This is a genomic window from Phytohabitans kaempferiae (assembly GCF_042433955.1).
In the GTDB taxonomy this organism is placed as follows: domain Bacteria; phylum Actinomycetota; class Actinomycetes; order Mycobacteriales; family Micromonosporaceae; genus Phytohabitans; species Phytohabitans kaempferiae.
On the sequence record NZ_JBHLUH010000080.1, the window covers coordinates 1 to 25,653 of the forward strand.

Here is a 25,653-nt window from a genome sequence, read left to right on the forward strand (position 1 = left end):
GGCACGGCGCGTGCCACGGCGTACGGCTACTCGCTGTTCACCTTCGAGGTCTACGGAAGCTGATTTCGAGAGGCGGCCCGGCCGGATACGGTTCCGGCCGGGCCGCCGAGCGTCAGGGCATCCCGCAGGGCGGCGCGCGACCCGATGCCGAGCTTGGGAAAGACGCGGTACAGGTGCGCGCCGACCGTGCGGTGCGACAGGTGCAGCCGCTGCCCGATCTCCTTGTTGGTCAAGCCGGTCGCGGCGAGCAGCGCGATCTCCCGTTCCTGCGGCGTCAGCGCTGCGGCGCCAGCCGACCCGCTCGTACCGGCGGCGCGCAGCTCGGCCCGCGCCCGGGCCGCCCACGGTGCCGCGCCCAGCCGCTCGAATGCGCGTGCCGCCGCGCCGAGCTGCTCCCGGGCCGGCGTCGTGGCGTGCCGCCGGCGCAGCCACTCGCCGTACGCGAGCCGGAGCCGGGCCAGGTCGAAGGGCCATCGCTCGCCGCCCGGCACCGCGAGGGCGGCGGTGAAGCGGTCGTCCGACGGGTCCACGGTCGCGGTCGCCGTTGCGGAGGCGAGCGCCAGCCGTGGCGAGAGGAGCGCCACGCGTCCCAGGGCGGCGGCGTGCGCGACCGCCTCGGCCCGCCGGCCGGTACATGCCGCCGACTCGACCAGGTCGATCGCGGACCAGAGCGCCAGCGGTGCGTTGGCGGCCAGGACGCCCGGCGGGCTCACCTGCGTGGCGTGCCGGTACGCCTCCTCGGCGTCGCCCTGGCCGAGCGCCGCGACCGCCAGCGCGTGGTGCGCGGAACGGGTCACCGAGCGGGCACCGTGCCGGGCCGCCCAGCGCAGCATCCGAGCGGTGATGGCGCGGGTCGCCTCGTCGTCGCCCCGCCCCGCCGCGACCAACGCCTCGCCGAACGCGAGCGGCCAGCGTAGGATCCGGTAGCCGTGCGCGGCGCAGAGCGCACGCCCCTCCGCCGCCAGCCGCATCGCCTCCGCCCAGCGCCCGGTGCGCACGCCGTCGACGGAGAGGTTGACCAGCGCGCGGATCACCGCGACGGCGGCGCCGCCGCGCTGCCCTTCGCGTACGACCCGGCGGTGCGCCTCACGGCAGGCGGACATCCGGTCGGTGAAGAGCGCGGCCCGGCCGACCGCGGCGACGCGGGACGGGTCGGGCTCGTCGTGCAGCCGCCCGATCATGTCGTCGAGGAGCGCGAGGTCGGTGGGCGTGGCGCGGGCGGGGTCGGCGACGAGCGACGCGCCGAGCGCCAGCAGGGGCGGCGGCCCCGGGCGCAGCCGCGCGACCGCCGCGTGGAACGGCGCCCACAGCTCGTCCCGCCCGCCGAGCGCGCACACCGCCAGCAGCGCGTGCAGCGCGTCGACCTGTGCCGGGTCGCGGTCGTCCAGCGCGTTGACCAGGAGCCGGTGCGCCGCGTCGACATCGCCGTCGCCGTTGAGTACGAGCAGGGCGGACGCCACAGCGGCCGGCAGCGAGCCGCGGCGCCCCGGGTCGGCCTGCCGGGCGTCGCCGAGCAGCCGGGAGACGCCGTGCAGGTCGACGTCGGCCCGTACCGACGCCGCCTCGGCGAGCCGCCGGCTGCGGTCCGCGCCGCGCGGGCTGAGGTCGGCCGCCCGCACCATCGCCGCGTACGCGCCGGCCGCGTCGCCCCGCCGGCGGTGCGCGTGCGCGGCCTTCATGAGCAGCCCGGCCACTCGCTCGTCCGGGCCGAGCGTCGCCTTGGCGAGGTGCCACGCCCGGCGTTCCGGCCGGTCGTCCCTTTCCGCCAGCACGCGGTACGCCGCCCGCCGCTCGCCGGGCGGGGCGAGCGCCACCACGGCGGAACGGGCCAGCGGGTCACGGAACCGGACCCGGCAGCCGTCCACGGTCACCAGCCCGGCGCGCTCGGCGGGCAGCAGGTCGGCGAGGTCGCCGGCGTACGCGAGCGCGCCCGGACCGTCGAGCGCGACGAGCAGCAGCAGGCGGCGGGTCGGCGGGGGCAGCCGGTCGAGCCGGGCGCCGTACGACGCGGCGAGGCGCGGGCCGAGCGGCAGTGGGTCGGGCAGCGCCTGGGCACCACTGCGCTGTGCCGAGGTGAGGGCGGCCGGCAGCTCGCGCAGTGCCAGCGGATTGCCCCGGGCGGTGGCGAGCACGCGCCGGCGGGCCGGCTCGGCCAGGTCGGGGAAGTGCTCGGCCACCAGCGCCGACGCCGCGCGCTCGCGGAGCGGCCCCACCTCCAGGACGCCGATCCCGGTGGGGTCGCCGGCGGCGTCGGTGGCCGCCAGCAGCGCCGCGCCGCTGTCGCCGAGCCGCCGGGCGACGAAGCCCACCACCGCCGCGCTCGCCGGGTCGAGCCGGTGCAGGTCGTCCACGATCAGGAGTACCGGCGCCGCGCGGGTGAGCAGCGTCAGGGACGCCGTGGCGACCACCAGCCGGTCGGCACACGGCCCGGCGTCGAGACCCAGCGCGGCGCGCAGGGCGTCGCGGTGTGCCGGATCGAGCCCGCCGACCTCGGCGCGCAGCGGCCACAGCAACTGGTGCAGCCCGGCGTACGGCAGGTCGGCCTCGAACGGCGTGCCGGAACCGCGCAGCACCAGGCCACCGGTCGTCGCCGCCCGGTCGGCCGCCGCGTCCAGGAGCGTGGATCGGCCGATGCCGGTCACGCCCGTCAGCAGGAGCGCGCCACCGGGCAGGACACGGGCGATGGCGTCGAGCTCGTCATCGCGTCCCACCAAGGCGGCAGCCACTCGGATCCCCCGTGCCACCGACTGCCAATTTAAGTCACGCCGACGGTCATCTGACGGAAGTCCGGAGAAGCGCCCGGGTTCGACACTCGACCGATGGATCTGGAGATCTCCGTCGCCGTCACCGCCGATCCGCGCGCGGCCACGCGTGGACCGGGCAGCGCGCCCACCGGGCTCACCGTCAACGGCACCACGTACCTCGTCGGCGTCGAGCCACGGGTCAGCCTGCTCGACGCGCTGCGCGTACACCTCGACCTCACCGGTACCAAGAAGGGCTGCGACCAGGGCACGTGCGGCGCGTGCACGGTGTGGGTGGAGGGGCGGCGCGTACTCTCCTGCCTCACACTCGCCCTCTCCTGCGAGGGGTACGAGGTCACCACGATCGAGGGGCTGGCCGACGGCGACGAGCTGCACCCCATGCAGAAGGCGTTCATCGCGCGGGACGCGTTCCAGTGCGGGTACTGCACACCCGGACAGATCATGTCGGCGGTCGCGCTGCTGGCGGAAGGGAACGCGAGCACCGACACCGACATCGCCGAGTACATGAGCGGCAACATCTGTCGTTGCGCGGCGTACCCCAACATCCGCGCGGCGATCAGGGATGTCCGGGACGGGCGGGAGGAGAGCGGACATGCGGCCGCTTAGCTACGCCCGGCCGCACGACGCGGCGACCGCCATAGCGCTGGTCGAGCGGACCCCGACGGCGGCGTTCCTGGCCGGCGGTACCACCGAGGTCGACCTGCTCCGGCTGGGCATCGTCCCGCACGACGTACTTGTCGACATCAACGAGCTGCCGTACCGCGACGTCGAGGAGCTGCCCGGTGGCGGCCTGCGGCTGGGCGCGCTGGCCCGGATGAGCGATGTGGCCCGCGACCCGCGTATCGTCGCCCGCTACCCCGCAGTGTCACAGGCGCTGCTGCTCGGCGCCTCGGAGCAACTGCGCAACATGGCCTCGATCGGCGGCAACCTCTGCCAGCGTGTACGCTGCGCCTACTTCCGGGACGGCGTCTCGCCCTGCAACAAGCGCGAGCCGGGCACCGGTTGCGCCGCGCTGGACGGCGTCAACCGCAGCCACGCCATCCTCGGCGGCAGCCCGAGCTGCATCGCCACGCATCCGTCCGACCTGGCGGTGGCGTTGGTCGCCTTCGACGCGGTGGTGCACGTGATCGGCCCGAACGGCTCGCGCTCGATCCCGATCGACGACTTCTACCTGCTGCCCGGCGACACGCCGGACCGGGAGCATTCGCTCGCCCAGGGGGAGCTGATCGTGGCGGTCGACCTGCCCGGCGACGTGATCGCGGTCCGCTCGACGTACGCGAAGATCCGCGACCGCCAGTCGTACGAGTTCGCCCTCGTCTCGGTCGCGGCGGCGATCGCGGTCTCGGAAGGCGTGGTACGGGACGTGCGGCTGGCGCTCGGCGGGGTCGGTACGAAGCCGTGGCGGGCCCGGATCGCCGAGGCGGAGCTGATCGGGGCGCCGGCGACCCGGGAGTCGTACGCGGCGGCGGCCGTCTCCGAGCTGGCCGGCGCCGACGTACGCCCGGACAACGCGTTCAAGGTGCCGCTGGCGGAGCGGACGATCGCCCGAGTGCTGGCGGGCGCGGCGTGAGCCCCGCGGTCGGCAGCGCCGTCGACCGGGTCGACGGGCGGGCAAAGGTCACCGGCGCGGCGCGGTACACGGCCGAGATCGTGCTTCCCGACCTCGCGCACGCGGCCCTCGTCGGCGCGACCATCCCCAGTGGACGGATACGCGCGATCGACAGCAGCGCGGCGCTCGCCGCGGGCGGGGTACTCGCGGTCCTGACCCACGAGAACCTGCCGAAGGTCGCCGCGGCACCGCGCCTGCTGCCCTCGCTGGTCGGAGCGGCCGCGCCCGGCGAGAGCTTTTTTCCGATGCAGGACGACCAGGTGCACTACGCCGGCCAGCCGGTCGCACTCGTGGTGGCGGACAGCCACGAGCGCGCCCAGTACGCCGCGTCCCTGGTCCACATCGACTACGAGCGTGCCCCGTCGGTCACCACGCTCGGCGAGGGTCGCAGTTTGGCGTACGAGCCGCAGACGCTCTTCGGCGGGCTCATGCCGGCGCGGATGGCGTATGGAGACGTGGACGCCGGGCTCGCCGAGGCGGACGTGCGCGTGGACGTGATGTACCGGTTCGCGGCCAACCACCACAACGCCATCGAGACCTCGGCGACGACCGCGGTGTGGGAGGAGGACCGGCTCACGCTTTACGACTCGACCATGGGCATCCGGGCCAGCCAGCTCACCGTCGCCCAACTGCTCGGGCTGCCAGCCTCCGACGTCCGCGTGATCACACACTTCGTCGGCGGCGGCTTCGGCGGCAAGGCGATGACCTGGCCGCACGTGACGCTGGCGGCGATGGCGGCCCGGCACGTACGGCATCCGGTGCGGCTGATGCTGACCCGTACGCAGGCGTTCACCGCCACCGGGCACCGGGAGGAGCAGGAGCAGGCGATCTCGCTCGGTGCCAAGCGGGACGGCACGCTGACCGCGATCCGGCACCACAAGCTCTCGATCACCTCGCCGTTCGACGACTGGGCCGAGCCGGCGACCGGTACGACCACGCAGGTGTACGCCACGCCCAACGCCGAGGGGGTGCACCAGCTGGTCAGGGGAAACACGATGACGCCTACGTTCACCCGGGGGCCGGGCGAGACGGTCGGCGTGTTCGTGCTGGAGACCGCGATGGACGAGCTGGCGTACACGCTCGGGGTCGACCCGCTCGCCCTCCGGCTGCACTGCCACGCCGAGACCGACCCTCGGGGCAACCCGTGGTCCAGCGACGGCCTGGCGGAGTGCCTGCGTACAGCGGCGTCGTCGTTCGGCTGGGCCGGGCGCGACCCGCGACCCCGGATGCGCCGCGACGGAGACTGGCTGATCGGCACCGGGATGGCGGCGGCCGCGTACCCGGTCGCGTTCCTCATGCCCACGCAGCGGGCCCGGGCCCGGATCTACGCCGGTGGCGACGCGGTGGTGCAGACCGGTACGCAGGAGTTCGGCACCGGCGTGACCACGGTGATGACGCAGGTCGCCGCCGACGGGCTGGGGCTGCCGATGGACACGGTGCGCTTCGAGGCGGGCGACACCGACCTGCCCAACACATCGGCGGCGGTCGGCTCGTCCGGGGCGATGATGGTCAGCGCCGCCGTACACAACGCCGCCACCGCCCTCCGCGACCAGCTCATCGCCATGGCGGTCGCGGACGAGGGCTCGCCCCTGCACGGCGCCGACCCGGCACAGGTCGAGGTCCACGATGGACGGATGGTCCTGCGCGGGCGTCCCGAGGTCGGTGAGACGTACGGCGAGGCCATGACCCGTCACCACCTGGAGGACGCGGAGGCGCTGGGCAGCTGGACCCCGCCACCGCCGGACACGCCGCACGGGCTGCTCACCTTCGGTGCCCAGTTCGCCGAGGTCGCGGTCGATCCGGAGCTGGGCCTCGTACGGGTACGCCGGCTCGCCGGAGCGTTCGCGCCCGGCCGGGTCCTCAATCCCAAGACCGCCCGCAGCCAGCTCATGGGCGGGATGCTGTGGGGGCTCGGGCAGGCGCTGCTCGAAGGCAACCGGATGGACCCCCGCTTCGGCCGGTGGAGCGCCACCAGCCTCGGCGACTACCTCGTGCCGGTCAACGCGGACGCGCCCGACGTGACGATCGACCTGATCGAGGTACACGACGAGGTGGTCGGCCCGCTCGGCGCCAAGGGCGTCGGCGAGATCGGCCAGGTCGGCGTCGCCGCGGCCATCGCCAACGCGGTGTACCACGCGACCGGCCGGCGGATGCACGCGCTGCCGATGACCGCCGAGCTGGTCATGGACCCGCCGTAGCCGCCAGACCCTAGGCGCGGCGTCCCGGGGAGAGGCCGTAGAACAACAGCAGCAGGCCGACCACGAAGAGGCCCACGGTGATCAGGACCGCCGGCCTGCCTATCGGTTCGTCGGCGATCGCGAACTGCACCACCTGCGGGACGGCGGCGCCCAGCACCACGCCGCCGACCACGTTGGTCGCGTTCTTCCGGCCCGCGCCGTCGTCCTTGCTCAGCTGCATCCGGCGAGCGGTCCGGACGTGCTCTGCCGAGACCACGTCCAAGCCCTGCTTCTTGGCCAGGTCGATCGCGTCGGCACCGACGGCCGCCAGGTAGCTGGCGTGGCAGCTCTTCAGCTCAGCGGCGGCACGCGGCGAGAACTCGACCACACCGTTCTTGCCGAACTTACGGCCGATGGCGTCGGCGGCCGGGGTGAGATGCTGACCGCACGTGAAGGAATCGGGCCGGTGGCACACCTGGGAATTACCGGCGCCGACAGATCCGGTCATGAGATGTCCTTCGGCGCTGAGTGGTCCCGGTCGTTTCGGCCCAGTCCGAGCCATCGTTGCATCCCGTTCATCGCCTGAAACGCGACGACATACGCCGCGCGCGTGGCCCGCCAGTTCCACAGGTCCACGGCGACGATCGCGCCCTGCACGGAGCGTGCGTTGACCGCGTATTTGTCTTCGAGGATGAACTCGATGGAAGGCGGGTTCAGTGTGCGGATCTTGAGTAAGCCGTCGTCTCCGCCGACTCGCGAGGGGTAGACCATCTTCACCTCGATGTCGACGCCGCTGGCGGCATGCACCGTGCCGGTCAGAGTGACCCGACCCGAGGTGATGCCGTACTTCAGCGCGGTGAGCCGTCGAAACACGAACTCGCGGTCTCGTGCCAACTGGCTGCGACCGATGGCGTTGTCGGTCCAGCCCGGCACGTCGAGCGTCGTCTCCTCCGCCTGGGGCGGAGTGCGCCGGGACGAGCTGGCGTCCGACACCAGCTCGATATTGGCCAGCGGGATCTCGTAGTAGTGCTGGTCACCTCGGACGAACAGGAAGTGCCGAGCGTGGTTGAAGCCGGTCTCGTCGACGGCGAGGCTGGCCAGGAAGAAATCGTGGTTGTGATCTTGGTTGTTTACCGTCCAGAAGTAACCGTCGAGGTCGCGGTCACTGAGGTTTCTGACCCCGTTGGGATGGTGACTGTGCCAGCTCCCGAGGTGTTCTATCGCCGGCATCATCCGCTCGATCTCGCGGAAGCGTCGCAACTGGTAGTCGCGGTCGGGATAGTGGTGTGCGTCCGATCTGCTCGCCCCCGGGCCGGCATCGATGTAGTCGACCACCTCGAACGCCAGGGACGACATCACCTCGTGCCGCGCGCCGAGCGTCGGCAGCCGGGCCGGGCCGTGTACGAAACCGATGTACTTTCCGCCCACCTCGATGTCCGGATTTCGGTGGATCTCCTCCGCGAATCGAGCGGCAACGGCCATGTCGATCGTCACCCGGGGAAGCCGAGGGTTCATCCCGCCCCCTTCCGGTAACCGGCTCCGCACTCGTGCAGGCAGTCGTGCCGCCCGCGCAGTTTCATCCGGAAGCACTGGTAGACGCTGAAAAGGTCAGGCACGTCGCGCAGGCCGATCGTCAGCCAGTTGAAGCTGGGCGCGGTGAGGTAGGCCGATCCCTTGGCGCCGAAGAGCGACATGATGTAGTGGGCGTGCATGGTGGCGACGATGCCGATGTCGACGGCCAGGCCGGACGCGGCGAAGTCGCCCTCGCCCAGCCCGTAGATGTGATGCGTCTCCTCCTGCGTGAGCTCGAGCAGGTTGTCGAGGTCGGTGCCCTGCTCGGCGACGTACCGCAGCTTGCAGTCGTGACAGCCGGTCTCGCCGGGCAGGTAGGCGTAGACCTCGCCGCCCAGGCCGGTGCGGAAGACCGATCCGAAGACGCAGGGCAGCCGGGCCGCGACGCAAAGGTGGTTGATGTAGCTACGTGCGGCGGCGTTGTCTACCGCGCAGACCACCAGGTCGGCATTGGCGATCTCGTCGTCGAACGTCTGGAGGCCGACCACATCCGCCTGATAGGCGCGCACGTCGGCGCGCGGGTTGCGGTCTCTCAACCACTCCGCCGTGATCTCGACCTTGGGGCGGAACAGGTCGGAACGCCGAGCCGGATGCTTGACGAGGTTGACCGGCTCGAGCAGATCCGGGTCGAACAGCGCCCACGACCTGATCCCGCACATGGCCAGGCGTTCGACCACGACAGCGCCGCCGCTGCCGACCCCCACGACCACGACCCGGAGGGACGCCACGTCGCTCTGCGCGATGAGGTAGTCGATCCTGGAAGTGTCCAAGGTGGCTTCAGAGCTCATGCCACCACTTCCGTAGGTTGTAGATCATATTGTGGTCGTGCTGCTCGCTGCCCGGCCAGTAGCGCTTGTCGAGCCACACCTCGTATTTGTTCAGCCAGATCGCCGCCTTGGCCACCATGACCGCGGTCGTCATGAAGCTGCTCCATTGGCTGCTGCGCATGACGCAGAGGTTTCCACTGGGATACATGTGTGGATTGGACTTCGGGCGCCATCCGACCGGCTCGATATCAGGCACGGTGTGCGGGAAGTTGCTGCCCAGGATGATGCGTATCTGGTATCTCTTGTCGGCGAACGTGCGCAGCGTGCCGGCCGCATCGGCCCAGATGTCTCCTTGGCTCCGCCGCAGCGTGAAGCCAGGAAAGTAACGACCCAGGGTCGCGACCTCTTCCTGGAATCGCTGATTGCCGGAGACGGTGGTGGCCAGCATGCCACGCGGCACCTTGATCGTCATGCCGACCAACCGGGGAAGAGGCGGCTGTATTCACCTTTTGAATCAGAAATGCCAGCAACGGGCTTTTCTCTCGGCGCGGCCATGGATGTGCCGGTCTGGCGCGGTCGGCCTTCCTCGTCGATCTCCACGATGTCGTCTTCGCCGATCGACTTCAGGAGTCGCTCGGCCTCTTCCCGTGAAGTCATCCGACCGAAACCTCCATAGAGCCCCACGCGCCTGAACTGCGCAAGACGAGATAGACATTCTCGGCGAGTGTCCAACATCTGACAGGACCCTCATGGCGGTCGATCGACTCGCCCGCGAGAAGGTTAGGAAACGCCTCGGGCGCGACGCATCGTCTGAACGGGTGACGGCGATAACCCGTTCATGTTCAGGTGGTCGTGTGGCTTTTCACCGCTGGTTTTCCCGGCGAGATCAATTCGTACCTGGTGGATCTGTCGGGTAGCTGACGTACGTGGCGCCCGGTGCCGTCGCTCATACCGGGTAAGTCCGTCTGCCAGGCGAGGAGGCGTCCATGACCGCTCTGGTTGTCCCCGGAGTCCGCGTCGAGGCTCGGTTCGACGTGGTGCCACCGCCGCCGTCGCCCTCGGGAATCCTGGGGCTTGTCGGTGTCGTCGACCGGGCCGCGAGCGGGCTGGTGGGGCTCACCTCGACCGCCGAGATCGCCCCGCTGCTCGGCCCCGGCACGCTCCACTCGATGCCCGAGCTCGCCGACGCCCTGCGTAACGGCGCGTCCGAGGTGGTCGTCTCGGCGGTCGACGCGGGAGCCGCGGGCACCGGGACGATCCGGCTCAGCGACCGCGACGGTGACGCCGTGGTCGAGCTTCGCGCCCGTGCCGCCGGCCCGTGGGCCGACGACGTGGAGGTGCGGGTCGACGAGGTGATCAGCGCCGACGGCCGCAGCGTGCGGGCGGTCGACCTGTCCGTCTACATCGGCGGGGTCCTGGCCGAGGTGCACCGCAACCTGATCATCGATCCGCGCACGCCGGAGCGCGACCTCTTCCAGGTGGTCAACCGTGACTCGACGGTGCTGGTCGCTCTGGACGCCGCGCTCCTCGACGCCGAGCCGACCAGCGTGAGCGACGCCGGCGCCTTCGTCAACCGGCAGCCGACCCGGGCCCAGCGCGTGCTCCAAGCCGGCGGCGTGAACGCGCTGCGGGTCACCGCGAAGAACGCGGGCGAGCGGGGCAACCAGATCTCCGTACAGGTGACCGCCGGCCGCCGGGTCGGGATCCTCAACGACGGAGCGAGCCGCCCGGCGCTGCGGGTCACCGCGCGGGACACCGCCCCGACACCGATCACGGTGGCCGTCGCCGCAGGCTCCGTCGCCGGCACGGTCAGCGTGACCGTGGTACGCGGTGTGGAGGACGAGCAGTTCACCGACCTGGCCTCCGCCGGTGCGGTGGTCGCCGCGCTGGCCAACTCGCAGATCGTGCGCGCCGAGGCGATCGATGGCGGTGGCCTGCCCGCCGTGGCCACCACGCAGCTCGGCGAGAGCCGCACGGTCGTGGTGCGTCCCGCCGGCGCCGACGACATCGTCGCCGAAGACCGCCGCTCCGTGGACGAGGTGGTCGCCTCGTTCGCCGGCAACCTCTTCGTCGACCTCGCCGTCGAGGCGCCCACAACGGCCGCGCTGGACACGGCGGCCGCCAACTCCGGATTCCTCGCCGGCGGCCGCGGCCGCGAGCCCGTCATCCGCCTCGTCGCGAGCGGTGGCGAGGTGGCCGAGGTCGGCGCCGCCCCGGACAACGACCCGACCGGCTGGGTACTGCGCCTGACGACCACCTCCGGCGGCTTCCGCCTGACGCTCGATGACGCCGGCGGCAACACGCTGGAACGGCACGAGAACCTCACCATGGACCCGGACAGCGACCGCTACCTCACCGCCGTGCTGGCGGCCGAGTCCACGCGCCTGCGCGCGTACGACCTCTACACGCGGGCGGGCGTGAGCGAGCTGCCCGCGGCGACCGGTGGCCGGCGCCGGCTCAGCGCGAGCGCACCGCCGCCCACGGCCGCGTACCTGGCCGCCGTCGACGCACTCGCCGCCGACGAGCGGATCGACCTCGTGGCCGCGTCGGTCCAGGTGTACGGGAACGAGGCGCTCGACGTCGTACAGGTGCACAGCGCCCTGCGCGCCTTCGCCGACGGGGCCGCCGACCGGGGCGCGCCGGCCATCGCGTTCGGCTCGGTGGGGCCGGACGAGGACGACGTGAGCGAGATCCTCGACCACGCCAACAGCGTCCGCTCGTCCCGCTTCGTGCTCTGCGCTCCACATGGGACACACGCGGCGGTCGCCGGGGTCGTCGGCCGCCTCGACGTCTTCCGGTCGCCCACCTTCAAGGGGGTACCGACGCTGCGCGGCGCGCCCGGCCGCTTCCGCGAGTCGGAGCTGCGCCGCCTCGTCGACCCGGTGACCGGAAACATCCTCGTCGTCCAGCAGCAACGCAGCCGGGGCGTCATCGTGGTCAAGGGCATCGCGACGAACGGCTGGCAGATCAACGTGACCCGCACGGCCGACCAGGCGGTGCGGGAGATCAAGCGGATCGCCGAGGGCTTCATCGGCGAACTCAACGACGAGGCCAACCGCACCGCGCTCGGGCAGCAGGTCACCGCGTTCCTGCTGCGGTTGGAGCGGGACGGCGCGATCGTGCCGAGCGCCGACGGGGAGGATCCCGCGTTCCAGAGCCGGGTCTACGCGACGCCGCTGGACTTCGCCCAGGGCATCGTGCGCATCGACATCGCGATCCGTCCCGTTCGGGCCATCGACTACGTCTACGCCACGCTTCGCGTCAAGGCCCTCTGAGGTCGAAGGAAGGGACGGACATGCCACTAGTCTTCTCCGCTCGGGACTCCGAGGTCCGCGTCGGAAACGAACTCCTCGAAGGGGTCCGCGCGATCGAGTACCGGTCGGCGCGGGAACGGCGCGAGGTCACCGCGATCGGCACGGACGAGCGGATCGCCGTGTATTACGGCGCCCGCAGCGTCACCGGACGCCTGCGCGTGGCGTCCACCGCCAAGGTGCTCGACGGCCTGCTGACCGGGCCGGCCGAGTTCCAGGTCGTGGCGACGCTGCGGCACGGGGCCAACCAGCGCACCGTCGCGTTCGACGAGTGCTGGATGGAGTCCAAGCAGGTCGAGCTCGGGGACGGCGGCCACCAGGAGACCGTCTACCAGTTCTCCGCCACACGGGTACGTGAAGAGGACGTGCCGGCATGACCCCGTTCGCCACGATCGCCGTCGAGCCGGGCCGGCTCCGCCTCGGCGCGGAGGTCGTGCCCCTGCGGGTCGACGCGACGAGCGGAGCCGCCGGAGTCACCTGGGGCGGCGCCGACTACCGGCTGCGGCCGTGGACCTTCGGGGAACGGCGGCGCCTGCTCGCCGCCCACCACGACGGCGTCACGCTCGACGTGGGGTCGCTCGTGGAGAGTGCGATCGAGCTGCTGGTGGAGCCGGTGCCGGCGCGGAGCACGGACCGCGAGGTGGTCGGGCTGGCCGCGCTCGCCTGGTGCGCCACCGCCGGTGCCCGCACGCCCGCACCGGTGCCCGGCGTCGACGCGGCCACGCAGATGGTGCGGCTGGCGAAGGCGACCGGCTGGGGGCCGGCGGAGATCGACGCCTCGGCCGCCGCCGACGTGGACCGCTGGTACCACGCGGTGCGCGCCGAGCAGGTGCCCGAGCCCGGTCCTGAGCCCGCGACCGCGCCGGCCGGCGAGGACGAGTCGTACCGCGTGTTCCGACTGGAGGACTGAGCCGTGGACGTCGAGGCCGCCCGCACCGAGGTCTGGTCGTGGCTGCGCGCCCTCGCCGCGCCGCTCGCGGCGTCGCCGGCTGCCATGGGGGAGCCGGTGTCCGCCGCCGCGCCGGGCGGATGGCCTTCCGCGTCACCGCTCGGCCCTTCTGAGCCGTCCACCGTGGAGCGACTGGCGCCCGCGTCCACGCCTGCCTTCATCGTGGCGCCACCGCCCGGTCCGGCGCCGGATTCGCCGGTAGCTCGGGCCGGCTCGCCCGCCTCGGCGACGGCCCCGGTGCCGGGCGCCCCGACCGCGCCGCTCTATCCGCACGCGCCGAAGACAATGCCGCCCGCCACGAGCGCGATGCCGCCCGCCGCGACCGCGACGCCCGTTACCGCGAACGCCGCGCGGGTCGAGGCGAAGGCTGGCCCGAGCACACCGGCGACGCGCGTCCCGCGAACCATCCCGCGCGTCGCCGGTGCCCCCGACACGCCGTCCGGCGCGCCGCCGCCCGGCCGGGCCGCCGGGCCGCTCGCCGAGCCCACCTGGCCGGAGGAGCGGCGGGATCCGGTGCCGTTCGCCGCGGCGGCCATCGACTCCGCGCTCACGCCGCTGCTGCCGGCCGCCGCCCCGGTCCACGCGGCGCTCGGCGACCCCGCCCGCATCGCATCCACAGTGGACGCCGTGCCGGACGGCGCCGGTGACCACGACCGGGCCGGCGACCTCGCCGACCTGCTCGCCGGCGTCCTGGAGGAGGACGCGCTCCTGCTCGGCGTGCTGGACCTCGAGCCATGAGGCCGATACCGATGATCGGCGACGTGGCGCTCCAGGCCGTGCAGCGGGTACGCCACGAGGTCGACGGCGGCTTCGCGCTGCTGCCGGTCGAAGGGCTGCCCGGACGCCTGGTACAGCGCCACGGCCGGGGCTCGCACGTCATCGAGCTGGAAGGCGTGCTCTACGGCGAGAGCGCGCTCGACGACCTGCGTACCCTCCAGGAGCTCGCGGTCGGCGGCGAGGAGCAGGTCTTCTCGGCCGACATCGCCGCGGCGCTCGACCTGCACCACGTGGTGATCGAGCGGTTCGTGGCAGGGGAGATCGCCGGCTACGCCAACCACTTCGCGTACCGCATCCGGCTCGTGGAGTCGCCCGAACTGCCCGAGCCGGCCCCGACCGGTGGCGGCCTCGGCTTCGGCGACCTGGGCTTCGGCGACCTCGGCCTGCCCGACCTGAGCCTGCCCGACCTCGGCATCGACCTGTCGGTACTCGACGACATCGCGGACCTGGCGGGCGACGTGGCCGGCGCGGTCGACGCGGCGCTGGACGCGGTCGACCAGCTCCAGGGGCTGGTGGCGGCGGCCGGTGGGCTCTCCGTCGGCAACCCCGTGCAGCCGCTCGCCGACGAGATCGGCCGCCTCGGCCAGCTCGCCGACCGCGCGCAGGGCGCCGTCACCGCCGTGGTGACCGCCTTCTTCGAGGACTGACCGCACGCACTCCACAAGGGACGGAAGGAGACGCCGGGCATGCTGACCCTTGGCCATACCCTCGTCATGGGCGACCGGGAGTACACGTCCCATGTGGTGCGGCTGCGCGTCGAGCGGTCGGTAGCTCCGGGCGTGGGGCGGCTGCGCGCGCGGCTGCCGTTCGTCGGCGACCTGCCCGCCGCGGTCGGCGACGACGTACGGCTCGACCTGGACAGCGGCGAGTCGGCCGCCACCGTCTTCACCGGCCAGGTGATCGGCCTGCGGCACACGCCGGGCGGGGTCGACGTGCTCGCCGGGGACGCGTCGTGGGCGCTGGCCCAGTTGCGGCCGGCCACGACGTACGAGGGGCAGACCGCCGGCGCGGTGGTGCGGGCGCTCGCCGGCGACGCTGGTGCCTCGGTCGGTGCGCTGGACGACGGCCCGACGCTGCCGGCGTACCTGGCCGACGGGGCCGCGACGGGCTGGGAGCACGTGGCCCGCCTCGCCGCCTGGGCCGGGGCCGACGCGTTCGTCACCGCGGATGGCAAGGTCACCTCGGTCGGGCGCGAGCCGGTCGCCGCCGACGTGGCGCTGCGCTGGGGGCGCGAGGTACTCGCGGTGCGCGCGACCGAGGCGGGCGTGCCGGCCTCGGCCGTCGCGCTGGCCGGCGAGGGACCGGGGCCCGCCGACGACCGTCCAGGCGCGTTCCGGTTCACGACCGGCGGGGCGCCGCCCGCTCCACCGGCGGCGGTGCGCTACCGGCCCGGGCTGCGGGCCAGTGACGTGGCGGCGGACGCGAGCACCGCGTGGGTCACGCGGGAGGCGACCCGGCGCCGCCCGGTCGAGTTGGAGACGTTCCTGCTGCCTGCGCTCGGCCCCGGCGACGTGCTGGAGATACAGGACGCGCCGGTACCGGTACCGCTGCTCCAGGTGCGCCGCGTGGAGCACCGGGTCGACGCGGCCGGCGGTCGGAGCCGTGTGGTGGCCCGGGCCGGTGCCGACGCCGACCTGCTCGGCCAGTTGGGCGGCCTGCTCGCCGGTGCCGCGGGCGCGCTCGCCGGCGCGGTGGGAGGTCTGCTGTGACCCGCCTGGCCGAAGCGATCTCGACGCTCGCCCGGCACGAGGTGGCCCGGCTGCGCGTCTGCGAGCTGGGCGTGGTGCGGTCGGTGTACCCGAGCGCGGAACGCGACCACGCCTGCGCCGTCGAGCTGCGGGACACCGGGCTCGTTCTGCCCCGCGTACCGGTGGCGGTCGGCATCACCGGCGCGGCCTCGCTGCCCGCGGTCGGTGACCTTGTCGCGGTGCTCTTCGCGGGCGGCGACCTGCACGCCCCGATCATCGTCGGCCGGCTGTACCACGACGGCCTCGAACCGCCCGAGCACACCGCCGAGCAGAGCGTGCTCCGGCTGCCGGCCGGGGAGGCCGATTCGGCGGCTCGGCTCGACGTGGTGGTGGCCGCGCCCTCCGCCGGCGACCGGCTGCTCACCGTCGGGCTGGACGGAGAGGCGGCGGTCGAGGTGCGGATCGCGCCGGCCGAGGTGGTGGTCACCGTGGGCGACGCCAAGCTCAGCATCCGCCAGCCGGGCGGGTCGTCGGGGCGGGCCACGCTCAAGGTCAAGGACTGCCAGGTCGACCTGGACGGCAACGGCGACGTGACCGTCGCGGCCTCCGGGACGCTCAAGCTCAAGGGCCGCGCGGTGGAGGTCGCGGCCGACACGTCGGTGACCGTCAAAGGCCAGACCGTGGAGCTGAACTGACATGGCCACACAGCCCGCCGCCGCCCAGGACCACCAGGTCGTGGCCGTCGACACGCACATCGTCCTCGTACCGTCGCCGTCCGGCTCCACGCCGGTGCCGCTGCCGCACGCCTTCTCCGGGCGACTGGACGGCGGCCTGGTCAGCACCGTGAAGATCGGCGGGCAGCCGGCCGCCGTGGTCGGTTCCACCGCCACCAACTCGCCCGCGCACCTGCCCACGCCGCCCGGTGTCTCGTTTCAACGAACCCCGTCGGACAAGGGGACCGTGCAGGTCGGGTCGGCCACCGTCAAGATCGGCGGCAAGTCCGCCGCGCGCACCGGCGATACCGCGATGACCTGCAACGACCCGGCCGACCTGCCGGCCGGCACCGTCGTCGCCGGAGGGACGGTGATGATCGGATGACCACCGCCGAACAGCGCCTCGGCACCGACCTGGCCCTCACGCGGCTCTTCGTGGCCGACGAGTGGGGCGCCCACGACCTCACCGCCGAGCCGTCCCGGCGCGGGCGGCGGGTCGTCGCGGCCACCGTTCCGTCCACTTCGGACGCCACCGACCTCGCCACGCTCACCGGCCGGCAGAACCTCGCCCAGGCACTGATCCTGCGCCTGCTCACCCCGCTCGGCGCGCTCGCCGACCTGGGGCATCCCGCCTACGGGTCGCGCCTCGGCGAGCTGGTCGGCCGGGCGAACGACCCGACCGCGCGCTTCCTCGCCCGCCGGTACGTGCTGGAGGCGGTCGCCCAGGAGGCCCGCGCCGAGGTGGTCGACCTGGTCTTCGACGATCCCGCGGGGGAGCGCCCGGACACGGTCGGCTTCACGCTCGTGGTGCGCCCGGTCACCGGCGGCGACCCGATCGGCCTCTCCGTCGGCGTGGAGCTGTGATGTTCACCGCGCGCCGGTACCCGGACATCGTGGCCGACATCCTCGTCGCCGTCACGCAGGGCGTGGTCGGCGAGACCCTCACCGTCCCCGGCGTACTCCCCGAGGGGCACCTGCTCTTCCTCACCTCGCGGCCGGTGCGCCGGGTCTCGCTGGTGGCCGGCGAGGTCGAGGGGGCGGACGGTACGCGTACCCCGTGGCGCTTCACCGACGCCGACTGGGAGCTGGTCTCCTCGACCGGGCGGCCGGACGAGGCGGACGCGCTGCGCTTCCGCCCGCGCCGGGCCCGCCCCGCCGGCGGTTCGCTGCTGCGGGTCAGCTACTGGCCGCGCGACGTGCCACCGGTGCCGCTGACCGACCTCGGCGTGGGGTCGGTGACCCGTACGCTGCTGGAGACGCTGGCCCGCGAGGTCGCCGACGCCGAGGCACAGCTCCAGGTCGTCTACGAGTCCGCGTTCGTGGACACCGCGACCGGCCGGGCGCTCGACCGGGTCGTGGCGCTGCTGGGCATCGAGCGGCGCGGCGCCGACGTGCCCGTGGGCAAGGTCCGCTTCCAGCGCCTGCCGGGCGCCGCCGGGCTGGTCACCGTGCCGGTCGGCACGGTCGTCATGTCGGTCGAGGGCGCCCGCTACCGCACCACGCGGGAGGCGACGCTACAGCCCGGCGAGACCTCGGTCGAGGTACCGATCGCGGGGGAGAGCCGCGCGACACCGGTGGTGGCCGCGGGAGAGCTGGACCGGCCCGCGGTGTCGATCGCCGGCGTCGACCGGGTCGCCAACGACGCCGCCACGTTCCAGCCCGCCGGCCCAGAGGAGGACGAGGCGCTGCGGGCGCGGGCCCGGCGGGCGTTCCACGGCGTGGGCGTGGGGACCCTGGACGCGCTGGTGCACGGCCTCGGCGGGCTCGACGGCGTGGTGACCGGCGTGCGGGTCACCGAGTTCCCGGAAGGGCGGGCCGGCACGGTGGATCTCGACGTCGCCCTCGTACAGCCGGACAACGCCGATCACGTCGCGCTGGTGCGGGACACGATCGAGCGGCTCCGCCCGGCCGGCATCCGCGTCGCGTGGCGGGCCGCCGCGCAGGTCGACGTCGTGGTCGACGTGACCCGCCTGGTGCTGACCGGCCGCAGCCGCCCGGTCGCCGAACTCGACGACATCCGCGCCGGGCTCACCGACCGGCTGGCCGGCGCGCTCCAGGCGCTCCCGCCGGGCGGCCGGCTGGCCGCGGCCCGCGCCGCCGCGCTCGCCCTCGCGGACGAGCGGATCAGCGACCTCGACCTCACGTTCACAGTGGACGGAGAGAGCGGCCGGGCCGAGGTGGCGCTGCCGCCGTCGAAGTCGGCCCGCCCGGTGACGCCGATCGTCCTGCCGCCCCCGGTGTACACCGAGGCGGCCGCGCCGGGACCGCAGACCCGCCTCCAGGTACGCGTCGTCGGCCCGGTACAGATCTTCGGCTCCGCGACGCTCGCCGCGGTCACCGAGTCGGTCCGCGCCCGTACCCAGGCGTGGCTCGCCGCCTCCACGGTGCTCGACCTGTCCTCGTTCGCGGCGGCGGTACGGGACGACGCGGTGTACGCGCTGGTGCTGGAGGAGGTCGCGCTCGTGCTGGAGCGCGAGGGCCGCTTCGAGCAGCTCGTCCTCGGCTCGGCGCCGCGTCCGGTGGCGGCCGACGAGACGCCCGAGGTGGCCGGCGTCGACCTGGAGGAGCAGTCATGACCCGGGCCGACGCGATGGCGGGCAGGCTGCCCCCGGTGTACGACACGCGGCCCGGAACGCTGCTGTCCGGGCTGCTCGACCACCTCGCGCTCCCGGTCGAGGTGGTGGACGAGGAGCGGGTACGCGTGCAGCGCGCGCACTGGATGTCGACCGCGCTCGACCGCACCGACGTGGCCCGGCTGGGCGCGCTGCTCGACCGCCGGCTGGAGGACTGGGAGGACACCGACCTCTTCCGCGACCGCGTGATCGCCATCGCCCGTGCCCGCCTGGAAGGCGCCGTCGCGTGCGGTCCCATCCTCGGGTACGTCGAAGACCTCCTGCGGGCCGCGCACTCCCGGCTCGGGCTGGACCTCGCGGCGGCGGCCGCCCCGGAGGCGCGAGTGTCCATCGTGGAGAACCCGCCGCTCACCGGCCGGACCGTGGCCGGCGCGCTGACCCCGCTCGACCACGTCGAGGTCACCAACGACGGGCTCGACCCGGCCGTGCTGGAGGCCAACCTGGTCGGCCTGCCCGGCACGAGGGCCGCCACGCCGGTGCTGGTGGTGCCGGGCACCGGCTTCCTGCTCGGCTGGGCCGGCGTGATCCCGCCGGGCGCGCGGCTGCACCTGCGCTGGACCGGCGCCGAGCTTCGCGCCGACCTCGACGGGGACGACCGTACCGACCTGCTCTTCAGCGTCGCCGACGCCGAGCCGGGCCGGTCGCTCACCGCCGCCCAGCTGATCCGGCCGGCGCAGCCGCTCATGCTGCCGCCCGGCACCACGCGCCTCTGGTACGTGACCGCCGGCCTCTTCGACCGGCCGGAGCTGGACGCGGTGATGTTCGCGGTGGCCCGCGATTCGCTGCGCCAGGGCCGGTTCGACGCCGACCGCTGGGACGACGCGCTGATGTACCAGCCGCCGCCGCTGTGGGCCGAGTTCTTCTGGACCTCGCCCGCGCCGGCCAGCTTCGAGGTACGCGTGCCCGGGGGCGTACTGGCCGCCGACGCTCCACTGTGGCCGGAGCGGGAACAGGCCCGGGAACGGGTCGGCCTCCTCGCCGCGCAGGGCGTCGACGAGCTGCGGGCGGCCGGCGTGCGCGCCACCACGCTGCTCGTACCACTGCGGGAGTCGATGCCGCTGCGCGACCGCGCGCTGCCGGGCGCGGGTATCCCGCTCGCCGACGGGGCGCCGCCGGCACCGAGCCCGGCACCGCAGTTCGGGGCGCTGCTCGACAGCACCTCGCTGGACCACTCGCGACTGGAGTGAGGGATGAGACCGACCACACCCCGTACCGGCGCCTGGCTCACCGTCGAGCTGCGCCGCGGCGACGGCACGGTGCTCGCGTACCGCCGCGCGCACAACGCGGTCCTCGCCGGCGGCGCGCAGCTCATCGCCGACCTCTTCCGTGGCACCGACGGCGCCGGACCGGTCAACCGGATGTCGGTGGGAGCCAACCCGGCGCCGGAGGTGCCGCCGTTCGCCACCACCGAGCTGTCCGCGTCGTCACCGGACACCGGCGAGCTCGCCGGCCCGCGCGACGTACCGATCGCGCCCGGCGCCTTCGCGGTGACGCTGGAGCCGGAGCGCCGCCGCGTCCTGGTCACCGCACGGCTGGTGCTGCCCGCCGGAGACGCCACCGCGCTGCGCGGGCCGGTGGCCGAGGCGGCGCTGCTGCACCAGGCCGGAGACGGCAGCCGGCGCCTCTACAACCGCGTCACCTTCGAACCCGTCACGAAGCGGGCCGAGCAGGAGCTTTCCCTGTACTGGGAAGTGGCCTTCCCGTTCGGCGACCCCGACTGAGCCCAGAACCGCCCGAGGAGGACGCCATGGCGAACGGCGCTTTCAGCATCCAGTTGAGCGGCCACGCGCCCGCGCGGCGCGACGTGACGCTGGAGATCATCAGTGAGACCACCGGCGAGAAACGGACGGTGACGCCGTTCCTCGACGGGTCGGCGATGGTCCGCGGGCTGTCGCCCGGCGCGTACCAGGTGCGCGTGCTCCATCCCAACGCGGTCGGCGAGCTGGTCGACCTGCGCCGGGTACGCCTCTTCGAAGGGCTGCCGACCCGGCTCCGGCTGCCCCTGCCCGAGGAGCTGTTTCGGGACACGCCGGTACGGGAGACCGAGGACGCCAACCTCACGCCGGTACACGACGCCGCCGTCGCCGCCCGCGACGCGGTGGCCTCGACCGGTGGCAAGCAGCCGGGCGACCCGATCCGCAGCGAGGACTGGAACGCGGTCGTCGGCGGCCTCACCGACCTCGCCAACGCGGTCGCCGAGCTGACCCGGCTGGTCGCACCGCAGGGCCACGACCATCCGGAGCTGGAGGAGAAGATCGACGAGGTCAACGGCAACGTACGCCGCTTCGGCGACCAGTTCGGCCGCCAGCTCGCGCGCATCCAGCGGACCCTCCAGACGCTCGCGATCGAGCGCGAGGTCGAGGAGACGATCGGGCGGGCCGGTGTCGTACCGAACGGCGTGCGCGTGAAGGTGGCCGAGTCGGTCGACCTCCTCAAGCGCCACTCCGACTCCGACACCGTGGTGTGGGGCGCCCGCAAGAAGAGCGCGTACGCCTCGATCCTCCAGGCGATGGGAGACCTGCGCGACGCCCAGCCGGACCCGACCGAGCTGGAGGAGAGCGAGGAGTTCCAGCGCACGCTCACGGTCGCGACCGAGGAGGCGTCGACGGCCGCGCCGCGCACGGTGACCGGAGAGATCGACCAGTACGAACGGGTCAACGCGAAGACCGCCGGGGCGCTGTGGTACCGCGCCTTCAAGGGCTAGGGGCCGGGCATGGCAAGCGAAGAGGAACGGGCCGCCGAGATCGCCGCCGTCATCGACGCGCTCACCGCCCTGGGCAACCGCCCACCTGGTAGCCGCCTGCGCTCGGACGACTGGAACGCGCTCGTCGACGCCGTCGGCCGGGTCGCCCGGCTGCCCGCGATCGGCACCGGCGGGGACGCGGCGGCGAGTGGGGAGCTGCCGCCCGGCTCGGTGGGCTTCGAGGAGCTGGGCGTGGACGTGCAGCAACTGCTGCGCTCCGGACCCTTCGCCGACCCGCGCCAGTTGAGCGCCCAGCGCGAGCTGGACCGGCGGCTCGGCGCGTTGGGCGACCGGCTGGGCGCGGTGGAGACCCGGATCGACGCGCTGCTCTCCACGGTCAACCGGGCCGAGACCGGCCTCTCCCGCCAGGGCAACGACCTGCGACTGGTGGACCAGCGCGTGGCCGGCGCACTGGGACTCAAGGGCGAGGTCGGCGACCTGCGTACGCTGCTCGGCTCGGTGCGTACGGACGTCGCCGACGTGCTCGCCCTTCGCGACGAGATCGGCGGCATCGACCTGCCCGGACTGCGCGACCGCGTGACCGAGCTGTCGGGCTTCCGGGACGCCTGGCGCGACGCGCAGGGCAACGTGGTGACGTTCGCCGCGTTCAGCCGGCGGATCGCCGAGGCGGAGGATCGGGCGATCGACGACGAGGAGCTGCGGGTGATCCTCGACTCCCGGTTCCGGGACGTGGTCGTCGACACCGGCCCGATCCGTACCGCCGTCACCAACGACCTTCGGGTCGAGGTCGTCGCGGCCAAGGAGGAGCTGCGGGCGGACCAGCAGCGGCGGTTCAACGAGGCATTGAGCGCGCTGCGCGCCGACGTCGAGAGCGAGATCGACCGGGCGGTCGGTACGTCGATCGGGCAGCTCACGGAGAAGCTCGGTGAGCTGGCCGGCAAGGTGCTCGATGAGCGGCTCGTCCGGTTTCGCGAGGAGCTGCGCGAGGAGTTGATCCGCATCATCGACGAGCGCCTCGACAAGCGCCCCAAGGGCCTGCTCGCCGACGACCTGCTCGCCCTGGAGGCGCGCCTGCTCGCGCGGGTCGACGAACTGGACCGCTCCGCCGCGACCAGGGCAGATCTGTCCACACTCGACACCGCGATCCGCGCCGATCTCGGCCGGCGCCACGACGAGCTGGCCGCCCGGGTCGACGGTACGCAGCGCGGGCAGGCGGAGCTGGCGTCGACGCTGCGCCGCGAGCGCGCCGACGCCGCCGCTCAGGACAACCGGCGCCACGAGAGCCTGCTGGATCAGGCGATCCGGCGGGAGGGGATCGAACGGGCCGGCGCGATCGACGCCGCCGCCCAGCGGGTCGCCGGTGAGCTTCGCGGCGAGCTGGATGCCACCGCCCGCGCACTGCGGGCCGAGCGCGACGCCGCCGTGACCGCCGCCATCCAGGCCCGTACCGCGAGCATCGGCAGCGAGCTGGAGTCGCGGCTGCGCGTGGTCGCGATGGACGCGGTCGCGGCGGTGGAGGCCGACGTCAACGCGTTGCAGGGCGCGCTGCGCGGCGTCGACGCGCGCCTCGGCGACCTGGACCGGCGGGTCGGCGCACCGGTCCGGCCGGGCCAGCAGGTGCTGGATCCCGGGCGGCCGTTCCTCGGCTCCGGAGGTGGCGGATGAGCGTCGAGCGGATCGAGAGCCGCCTCGCCGAGCTGTTGTCCACTTCGGACCTCACGGTCGGCACCGGGGTCGCGGCCACCGGCGGCACCGCGACGACCGCCGCCGTCGCTGTGGAGGAGGTGGCGCCACGCGAGGCGCTCGCCACTCGCCTCCCGGTCGAGCTGACCCACCGCCAGTTGCGCCGCGTGAGCTGCGTGACGCTGCGCGCCGTACTGACGGTCGGGCCGGCGAGCGGGGCGGACGGGCGCGGCGAGGCGCTGGGGATAGCCGCTGGGCTGTGGTGGCGCTGCGAGGACGCGCCGGTCGCCACCGGTACCGGCTTTCCCGCGGCCGACCTCGCCGAGGGCTACCGCGTGCTGGGCGTACGGCCGGTCGGCTGGACCACGCCGGACGCGCCCGAGGCCCCGCCCCGGCACCGGATCAGCCTCGAGGTCGACGCGCTCTTCTGGCCCCGGGAGCTGCCCGGCGAGGCCGGTACGGAGATCGCCCAGGCGCTGGTCCGGCTCACCGATCCGGTCGAGGTGGCGACGCCATGACAATGGCCGGGCAGAGCGTGGCGGAGGCGACCGCGCCCGCGGTGGTCGCCGGGCGCGAGGCGAGGCTGGCCCCCGGGGCCGTCCGTGGGGAGCCGGTCGACGTGGACTTTCCGGCCGGCGGCGGGACCGTGCCACTGGTCCTCCGCCTCACCGCGCCGGCGCTGGCGGACGCCCCGGCTGGCGAGACCCGGCTCGGCGTCGACCTCGGCTCGGTGTCGCTGGCCGTGGAGCCGCTCGACCACGAGGTCACCGTGCCGGTCCCGCGCTCGACCACGACCCAGCTCGTCGCCGATCTCGACGCCGACCACGAGGTGCGCCGGGTCACGGTGCTCGACCTCGCGCTGCCCCAGGCCGGGGAGACGTACTACGTACACGACCGGGGCGGTGTCCGGGTCGCCACGCCGCCGCCGGAGGTGGACCCCGACGCCGAGCCGCCACCGGCGCCCACGTACAGCCCGGTGCGGGCGATCCTCTCCGCCGCGCCCCGGGGCACGCCGGCCCGGCTGCCGGTGCGCGGCTTCCCGGGCTTCGGCCCGCCGGACTCGCAGGGACTGTACGGCGACCAGTTGCCGAGCGGATCGGTCAGCGGCACACCGGCCCGGCTCCAGCTCGGCTGCGGTGCGCCGGTACGCGCGGGGCGGGTCGAGCTGCGCTTCGTCACCGGCCCCGGTGCGCCGCCCGGCGAGCCGAGCGGGCCGCTCGACCTGCATCCCGTGACGTTCGCGGCGGCGGCGGAGGTGGTGCACGCCGCGCCGCCCCGGGGACTGCGCCTTGAGGTGGGGCCGGCCGACGCGCCGGTACTCGCGTGGGAGCACGAGCCCGCGCTGGCGACCACTGTGGACGTTGAGCTGGTGCCCGTACTCACCGCGCTCCTCGCCGACCCGGGCGGGAGCGGCACTGTCACCGTCGAGGCCCGGCTCGCCTGCCAGGCCGAGTCGCGGGTCCGGCTGCGGCTGACCACCGTGCCGCCGCGTACGGTGCGCCACCGGCACGCGGACGAGCCGGCCAGGGTCCCGCTCGCCGGCACCGGGGCGGTACTCGCCGCAGGCGTCCCCGGCGACCCGCCGCCCGCCGCGGTGACCGCCCGGTTGACCGGCAGCTTCGGGCCGGTACGGCGTACGGCGGCCTCGCCCTCCCCGCTCGCGAGCGCGGCGCACCGCGGCGCGGTGGTGACCGACAGCCGGTACGCCGCGCGCCAGGTGACCGCCGCCGCGCTGGAGGGCCGCCCGCTGGTCCGGGTCGGCCTGCTCGCCGCCACCGTCGCCGGCGAGCTGGTGGTCGAGCTGCGCGCGGAGGCCGGCGGCCCGGGCCCGGTGCTCGCGCCCGGCGGCGTGGCGGCGCTCGCGACCCGTGGCACACCGGCCTGGTACACAGTGGACATCCCGCCGCTCGACCCCGCCGCGGTGCCGCCGGCCGGCTTCTGGATCGTCGCGCGGACCAACCGGGGCCGGCTGCTCTGGGCCGACGGCCCGCCCACCGGGGCCGCGATGACCAGCGACGACGCCGGCGCCACCTGGCGTCCGGTGACCGGAGAGCCGCCGGCTCTCGCCCTCTTCGTGGACGACCCGGGCGGTACCGCACCGCTGGTGGCCCGGATCGGTGCCGCCACCGGCACGCTGCTCGACGCCGCCGAACCGGCATTCGACCTCGTCGCGGAGTGGCCGCCCGGGCTGCGGGACACGGTGGTGACCGCCCCCGAAGCCCTCCTCGACTGCGCGCGCGACCTCCAGCTTGAGGTCGCCGACCTGAGCGTGGCCTGGCCCGCCGCGCTCTCGCTGGCCAGGGCCTGA

The 25,653-nt window shown here is 74.0% G+C and carries 25 protein-coding genes; 19 read left to right on the forward strand and 6 right to left on the reverse strand.

Annotation, left to right across the window (positions count from 1 at the left end; all coding sequences use genetic code 11):
• Positions 1-50: 50 nt before the first annotated feature.
• Entirely contained in the window at positions 51-2,726 is a 2,676-nt protein-coding gene (locus tag ACFFIA_RS37260; protein ID WP_377260666.1) for an AAA family ATPase, read from the reverse strand.
• A gap of 93 nt (positions 2,727-2,819) precedes the next feature.
• On the opposite strand from ACFFIA_RS37260, the gene ACFFIA_RS37265 reads away from it, so the two are divergent.
• From ACFFIA_RS37265 to ACFFIA_RS37275, 3 genes are read left to right on the forward strand one after another with little or no spacing between them, the layout of a single operon-like run.
• On the forward strand, positions 2,820-3,368 hold the full coding sequence (locus tag ACFFIA_RS37265) for a (2Fe-2S)-binding protein (protein WP_377260668.1): 549 nt from the start codon (positions 2,820-2,822) through the stop codon (positions 3,366-3,368).
• A complete protein-coding gene (locus ACFFIA_RS37270; protein ID WP_377260670.1) occupies positions 3,355-4,332 on the forward strand; it encodes an FAD binding domain-containing protein in 978 nt (325 codons plus the stop codon). The genes ACFFIA_RS37265 and ACFFIA_RS37270 overlap by 14 nt, the downstream gene beginning before the upstream one ends.
• Positions 4,329-6,569, forward strand: a complete 2,241-nt coding sequence (locus tag ACFFIA_RS37275) for a xanthine dehydrogenase family protein molybdopterin-binding subunit (protein ID WP_377260672.1) — start codon at positions 4,329-4,331, stop codon at positions 6,567-6,569. Before ACFFIA_RS37270 ends, ACFFIA_RS37275 begins: the two co-directional genes overlap by 4 nt.
• A 10-nt stretch (positions 6,570-6,579) precedes the next feature.
• On the opposite strand, the gene ACFFIA_RS37280 is transcribed toward ACFFIA_RS37275, so the two are convergent.
• Genes ACFFIA_RS37280 through ACFFIA_RS37300 form a run of 5 tightly spaced genes read right to left on the reverse strand, consistent with a single transcriptional unit; the run spans position 6,580 to position 9,544 of the window.
• Complete coding sequence (locus ACFFIA_RS37280) at positions 6,580-7,056, reverse strand: hypothetical protein (RefSeq protein WP_377260675.1); 477 nt, start codon at positions 7,054-7,056, stop codon at positions 6,580-6,582.
• Entirely contained in the window at positions 7,053-8,063 is a 1,011-nt protein-coding gene (locus tag ACFFIA_RS37285) for a hypothetical protein (protein WP_377260677.1), read from the reverse strand. The genes ACFFIA_RS37280 and ACFFIA_RS37285 overlap by 4 nt, the downstream gene beginning before the upstream one ends.
• Complete coding sequence (locus ACFFIA_RS37290) at positions 8,060-8,908, reverse strand: ThiF family adenylyltransferase (RefSeq protein ID WP_377260679.1); 849 nt, start codon at positions 8,906-8,908, stop codon at positions 8,060-8,062. Before ACFFIA_RS37290 ends, ACFFIA_RS37285 begins: the two co-directional genes overlap by 4 nt.
• Positions 8,898-9,359: a type II CBASS E2 protein gene (locus ACFFIA_RS37295; protein WP_377260682.1), complete on the reverse strand. Its 462-nt coding sequence runs from the start codon at positions 9,357-9,359 to the stop codon at positions 8,898-8,900. The genes ACFFIA_RS37290 and ACFFIA_RS37295 overlap by 11 nt, the downstream gene beginning before the upstream one ends.
• A complete protein-coding gene (locus ACFFIA_RS37300) occupies positions 9,356-9,544 on the reverse strand; it encodes a hypothetical protein (RefSeq protein WP_377260684.1) in 189 nt (62 codons plus the stop codon). The genes ACFFIA_RS37295 and ACFFIA_RS37300 overlap by 4 nt, the downstream gene beginning before the upstream one ends.
• Positions 9,545-9,873: 329 nt before the next feature.
• On the opposite strand from ACFFIA_RS37300, the gene ACFFIA_RS37305 reads away from it, so the two are divergent.
• From ACFFIA_RS37305 to ACFFIA_RS37380, 16 genes are read left to right on the forward strand one after another with little or no spacing between them, the layout of a single operon-like run.
• Positions 9,874-12,162, forward strand: a complete 2,289-nt coding sequence (locus ACFFIA_RS37305; protein ID WP_377260686.1) for a phage tail sheath C-terminal domain-containing protein — start codon at positions 9,874-9,876, stop codon at positions 12,160-12,162.
• A gap of 20 nt (positions 12,163-12,182) precedes the next feature.
• The gene (locus tag ACFFIA_RS37310; RefSeq protein WP_377260688.1) at positions 12,183-12,575 is read left to right on the forward strand and encodes a hypothetical protein; all 393 of its coding nucleotides are present in this window, start codon (positions 12,183-12,185) and stop codon (positions 12,573-12,575) included.
• Positions 12,572-13,108: a hypothetical protein gene (locus tag ACFFIA_RS37315; protein ID WP_377260690.1), complete on the forward strand. Its 537-nt coding sequence runs from the start codon at positions 12,572-12,574 to the stop codon at positions 13,106-13,108. The genes ACFFIA_RS37310 and ACFFIA_RS37315 overlap by 4 nt, the downstream gene beginning before the upstream one ends.
• A 3-nt stretch (positions 13,109-13,111) precedes the next feature.
• Entirely contained in the window at positions 13,112-13,885 is a 774-nt protein-coding gene (locus ACFFIA_RS37320; RefSeq protein WP_377260692.1) for a hypothetical protein, read from the forward strand.
• Positions 13,882-14,571, forward strand: coding sequence for a hypothetical protein (locus ACFFIA_RS37325; RefSeq protein WP_377260694.1), 690 nt, complete (start codon positions 13,882-13,884; stop codon positions 14,569-14,571). The genes ACFFIA_RS37320 and ACFFIA_RS37325 overlap by 4 nt, the downstream gene beginning before the upstream one ends.
• A 39-nt stretch (positions 14,572-14,610) precedes the next feature.
• Positions 14,611-15,633, forward strand: coding sequence for a hypothetical protein (locus ACFFIA_RS37330; protein ID WP_377260697.1), 1,023 nt, complete (start codon positions 14,611-14,613; stop codon positions 15,631-15,633).
• Complete coding sequence (locus ACFFIA_RS37335) at positions 15,630-16,307, forward strand: phage baseplate assembly protein V (RefSeq protein ID WP_377260700.1); 678 nt, start codon at positions 15,630-15,632, stop codon at positions 16,305-16,307. The genes ACFFIA_RS37330 and ACFFIA_RS37335 overlap by 4 nt, the downstream gene beginning before the upstream one ends.
• Before the next feature lies 1 nt (position 16,308).
• Positions 16,309-16,710, forward strand: coding sequence for a PAAR domain-containing protein (locus tag ACFFIA_RS37340; protein WP_377260703.1), 402 nt, complete (start codon positions 16,309-16,311; stop codon positions 16,708-16,710).
• Complete coding sequence (locus ACFFIA_RS37345) at positions 16,707-17,189, forward strand: hypothetical protein (RefSeq protein ID WP_377260706.1); 483 nt, start codon at positions 16,707-16,709, stop codon at positions 17,187-17,189. The genes ACFFIA_RS37340 and ACFFIA_RS37345 overlap by 4 nt, the downstream gene beginning before the upstream one ends.
• Positions 17,189-18,901 carry a baseplate J/gp47 family protein gene (locus ACFFIA_RS37350; RefSeq protein WP_377260708.1) on the forward strand — a complete coding sequence of 571 codons (1,713 nt, stop codon included), beginning with the start codon at positions 17,189-17,191 and terminating at the stop codon, positions 18,899-18,901. The genes ACFFIA_RS37345 and ACFFIA_RS37350 overlap by 1 nt, the downstream gene beginning before the upstream one ends.
• The gene (locus tag ACFFIA_RS37355) at positions 18,898-20,145 is read left to right on the forward strand and encodes a hypothetical protein (protein ID WP_377260711.1); all 1,248 of its coding nucleotides are present in this window, start codon (positions 18,898-18,900) and stop codon (positions 20,143-20,145) included. Before ACFFIA_RS37350 ends, ACFFIA_RS37355 begins: the two co-directional genes overlap by 4 nt.
• Before the next feature lie 3 nt (positions 20,146-20,148).
• Positions 20,149-20,679 carry a hypothetical protein gene (locus ACFFIA_RS37360; protein WP_377260714.1) on the forward strand — a complete coding sequence of 177 codons (531 nt, stop codon included), beginning with the start codon at positions 20,149-20,151 and terminating at the stop codon, positions 20,677-20,679.
• A 26-nt stretch (positions 20,680-20,705) separates the two neighbouring features.
• Complete coding sequence (locus tag ACFFIA_RS37365; protein WP_377260716.1) at positions 20,706-21,662, forward strand: hypothetical protein; 957 nt, start codon at positions 20,706-20,708, stop codon at positions 21,660-21,662.
• A 9-nt stretch (positions 21,663-21,671) separates the two neighbouring features.
• Positions 21,672-23,327: a coiled-coil domain-containing protein gene (locus ACFFIA_RS37370; RefSeq protein ID WP_377260717.1), complete on the forward strand. Its 1,656-nt coding sequence runs from the start codon at positions 21,672-21,674 to the stop codon at positions 23,325-23,327.
• A complete protein-coding gene (locus ACFFIA_RS37375; RefSeq protein WP_377260719.1) occupies positions 23,324-23,863 on the forward strand; it encodes a hypothetical protein in 540 nt (179 codons plus the stop codon). Before ACFFIA_RS37370 ends, ACFFIA_RS37375 begins: the two co-directional genes overlap by 4 nt.
• Positions 23,860-25,653: a hypothetical protein gene (locus ACFFIA_RS37380; protein WP_377260722.1), complete on the forward strand. Its 1,794-nt coding sequence runs from the start codon at positions 23,860-23,862 to the stop codon at positions 25,651-25,653. Before ACFFIA_RS37375 ends, ACFFIA_RS37380 begins: the two co-directional genes overlap by 4 nt.

Excerpts from the sequence above, each read along its gene's own strand:
- ACFFIA_RS37375 (WP_377260719.1), top strand. The coding sequence starts at position 23,324 with ATGAGCGTCGAGCGGATCGAGAGCCGCCTCGCCGAGCTGTTGTCCACT.
- ACFFIA_RS37325 (WP_377260694.1), top strand. The coding sequence starts at position 13,882 with ATGAGGCCGATACCGATGATCGGCGACGTGGCGCTCCAGGCCGTGCAG.
- ACFFIA_RS37330 (WP_377260697.1), top strand. The coding sequence starts at position 14,611 with ATGCTGACCCTTGGCCATACCCTCGTCATGGGCGACCGGGAGTACACG.
- ACFFIA_RS37360 (WP_377260714.1), top strand. The coding sequence starts at position 20,149 with ATGAGACCGACCACACCCCGTACCGGCGCCTGGCTCACCGTCGAGCTG.
- ACFFIA_RS37380 (WP_377260722.1), top strand. The coding sequence starts at position 23,860 with ATGACAATGGCCGGGCAGAGCGTGGCGGAGGCGACCGCGCCCGCGGTG.
- ACFFIA_RS37285 (WP_377260677.1), bottom strand. The coding sequence starts at position 8,063 with ATGAACCCTCGGCTTCCCCGGGTGACGATCGACATGGCCGTTGCCGCT.
- ACFFIA_RS37300 (WP_377260684.1), bottom strand. The coding sequence starts at position 9,544 with ATGACTTCACGGGAAGAGGCCGAGCGACTCCTGAAGTCGATCGGCGAA.
- ACFFIA_RS37280 (WP_377260675.1), bottom strand. The coding sequence starts at position 7,056 with ATGACCGGATCTGTCGGCGCCGGTAATTCCCAGGTGTGCCACCGGCCC.
- ACFFIA_RS37365 (WP_377260716.1), top strand. The coding sequence starts at position 20,706 with ATGGCGAACGGCGCTTTCAGCATCCAGTTGAGCGGCCACGCGCCCGCG.
- ACFFIA_RS37355 (WP_377260711.1), top strand. The coding sequence starts at position 18,898 with ATGACCCGGGCCGACGCGATGGCGGGCAGGCTGCCCCCGGTGTACGAC.
- ACFFIA_RS37295 (WP_377260682.1), bottom strand. The coding sequence starts at position 9,359 with ATGACGATCAAGGTGCCGCGTGGCATGCTGGCCACCACCGTCTCCGGC.
- ACFFIA_RS37270 (WP_377260670.1), top strand. The coding sequence starts at position 3,355 with ATGCGGCCGCTTAGCTACGCCCGGCCGCACGACGCGGCGACCGCCATA.
- ACFFIA_RS37340 (WP_377260703.1), top strand. The coding sequence starts at position 16,309 with ATGGCCACACAGCCCGCCGCCGCCCAGGACCACCAGGTCGTGGCCGTC.
- ACFFIA_RS37370 (WP_377260717.1), top strand. The coding sequence starts at position 21,672 with ATGGCAAGCGAAGAGGAACGGGCCGCCGAGATCGCCGCCGTCATCGAC.
- ACFFIA_RS37290 (WP_377260679.1), bottom strand. The coding sequence starts at position 8,908 with ATGAGCTCTGAAGCCACCTTGGACACTTCCAGGATCGACTACCTCATC.
- ACFFIA_RS37350 (WP_377260708.1), top strand. The coding sequence starts at position 17,189 with ATGTTCACCGCGCGCCGGTACCCGGACATCGTGGCCGACATCCTCGTC.
- ACFFIA_RS37315 (WP_377260690.1), top strand. The coding sequence starts at position 12,572 with ATGACCCCGTTCGCCACGATCGCCGTCGAGCCGGGCCGGCTCCGCCTC.
- ACFFIA_RS37310 (WP_377260688.1), top strand. The coding sequence starts at position 12,183 with ATGCCACTAGTCTTCTCCGCTCGGGACTCCGAGGTCCGCGTCGGAAAC.
- ACFFIA_RS37345 (WP_377260706.1), top strand. The coding sequence starts at position 16,707 with ATGACCACCGCCGAACAGCGCCTCGGCACCGACCTGGCCCTCACGCGG.
- ACFFIA_RS37305 (WP_377260686.1), top strand. The coding sequence starts at position 9,874 with ATGACCGCTCTGGTTGTCCCCGGAGTCCGCGTCGAGGCTCGGTTCGAC.
- ACFFIA_RS37265 (WP_377260668.1), top strand. The coding sequence starts at position 2,820 with ATGGATCTGGAGATCTCCGTCGCCGTCACCGCCGATCCGCGCGCGGCC.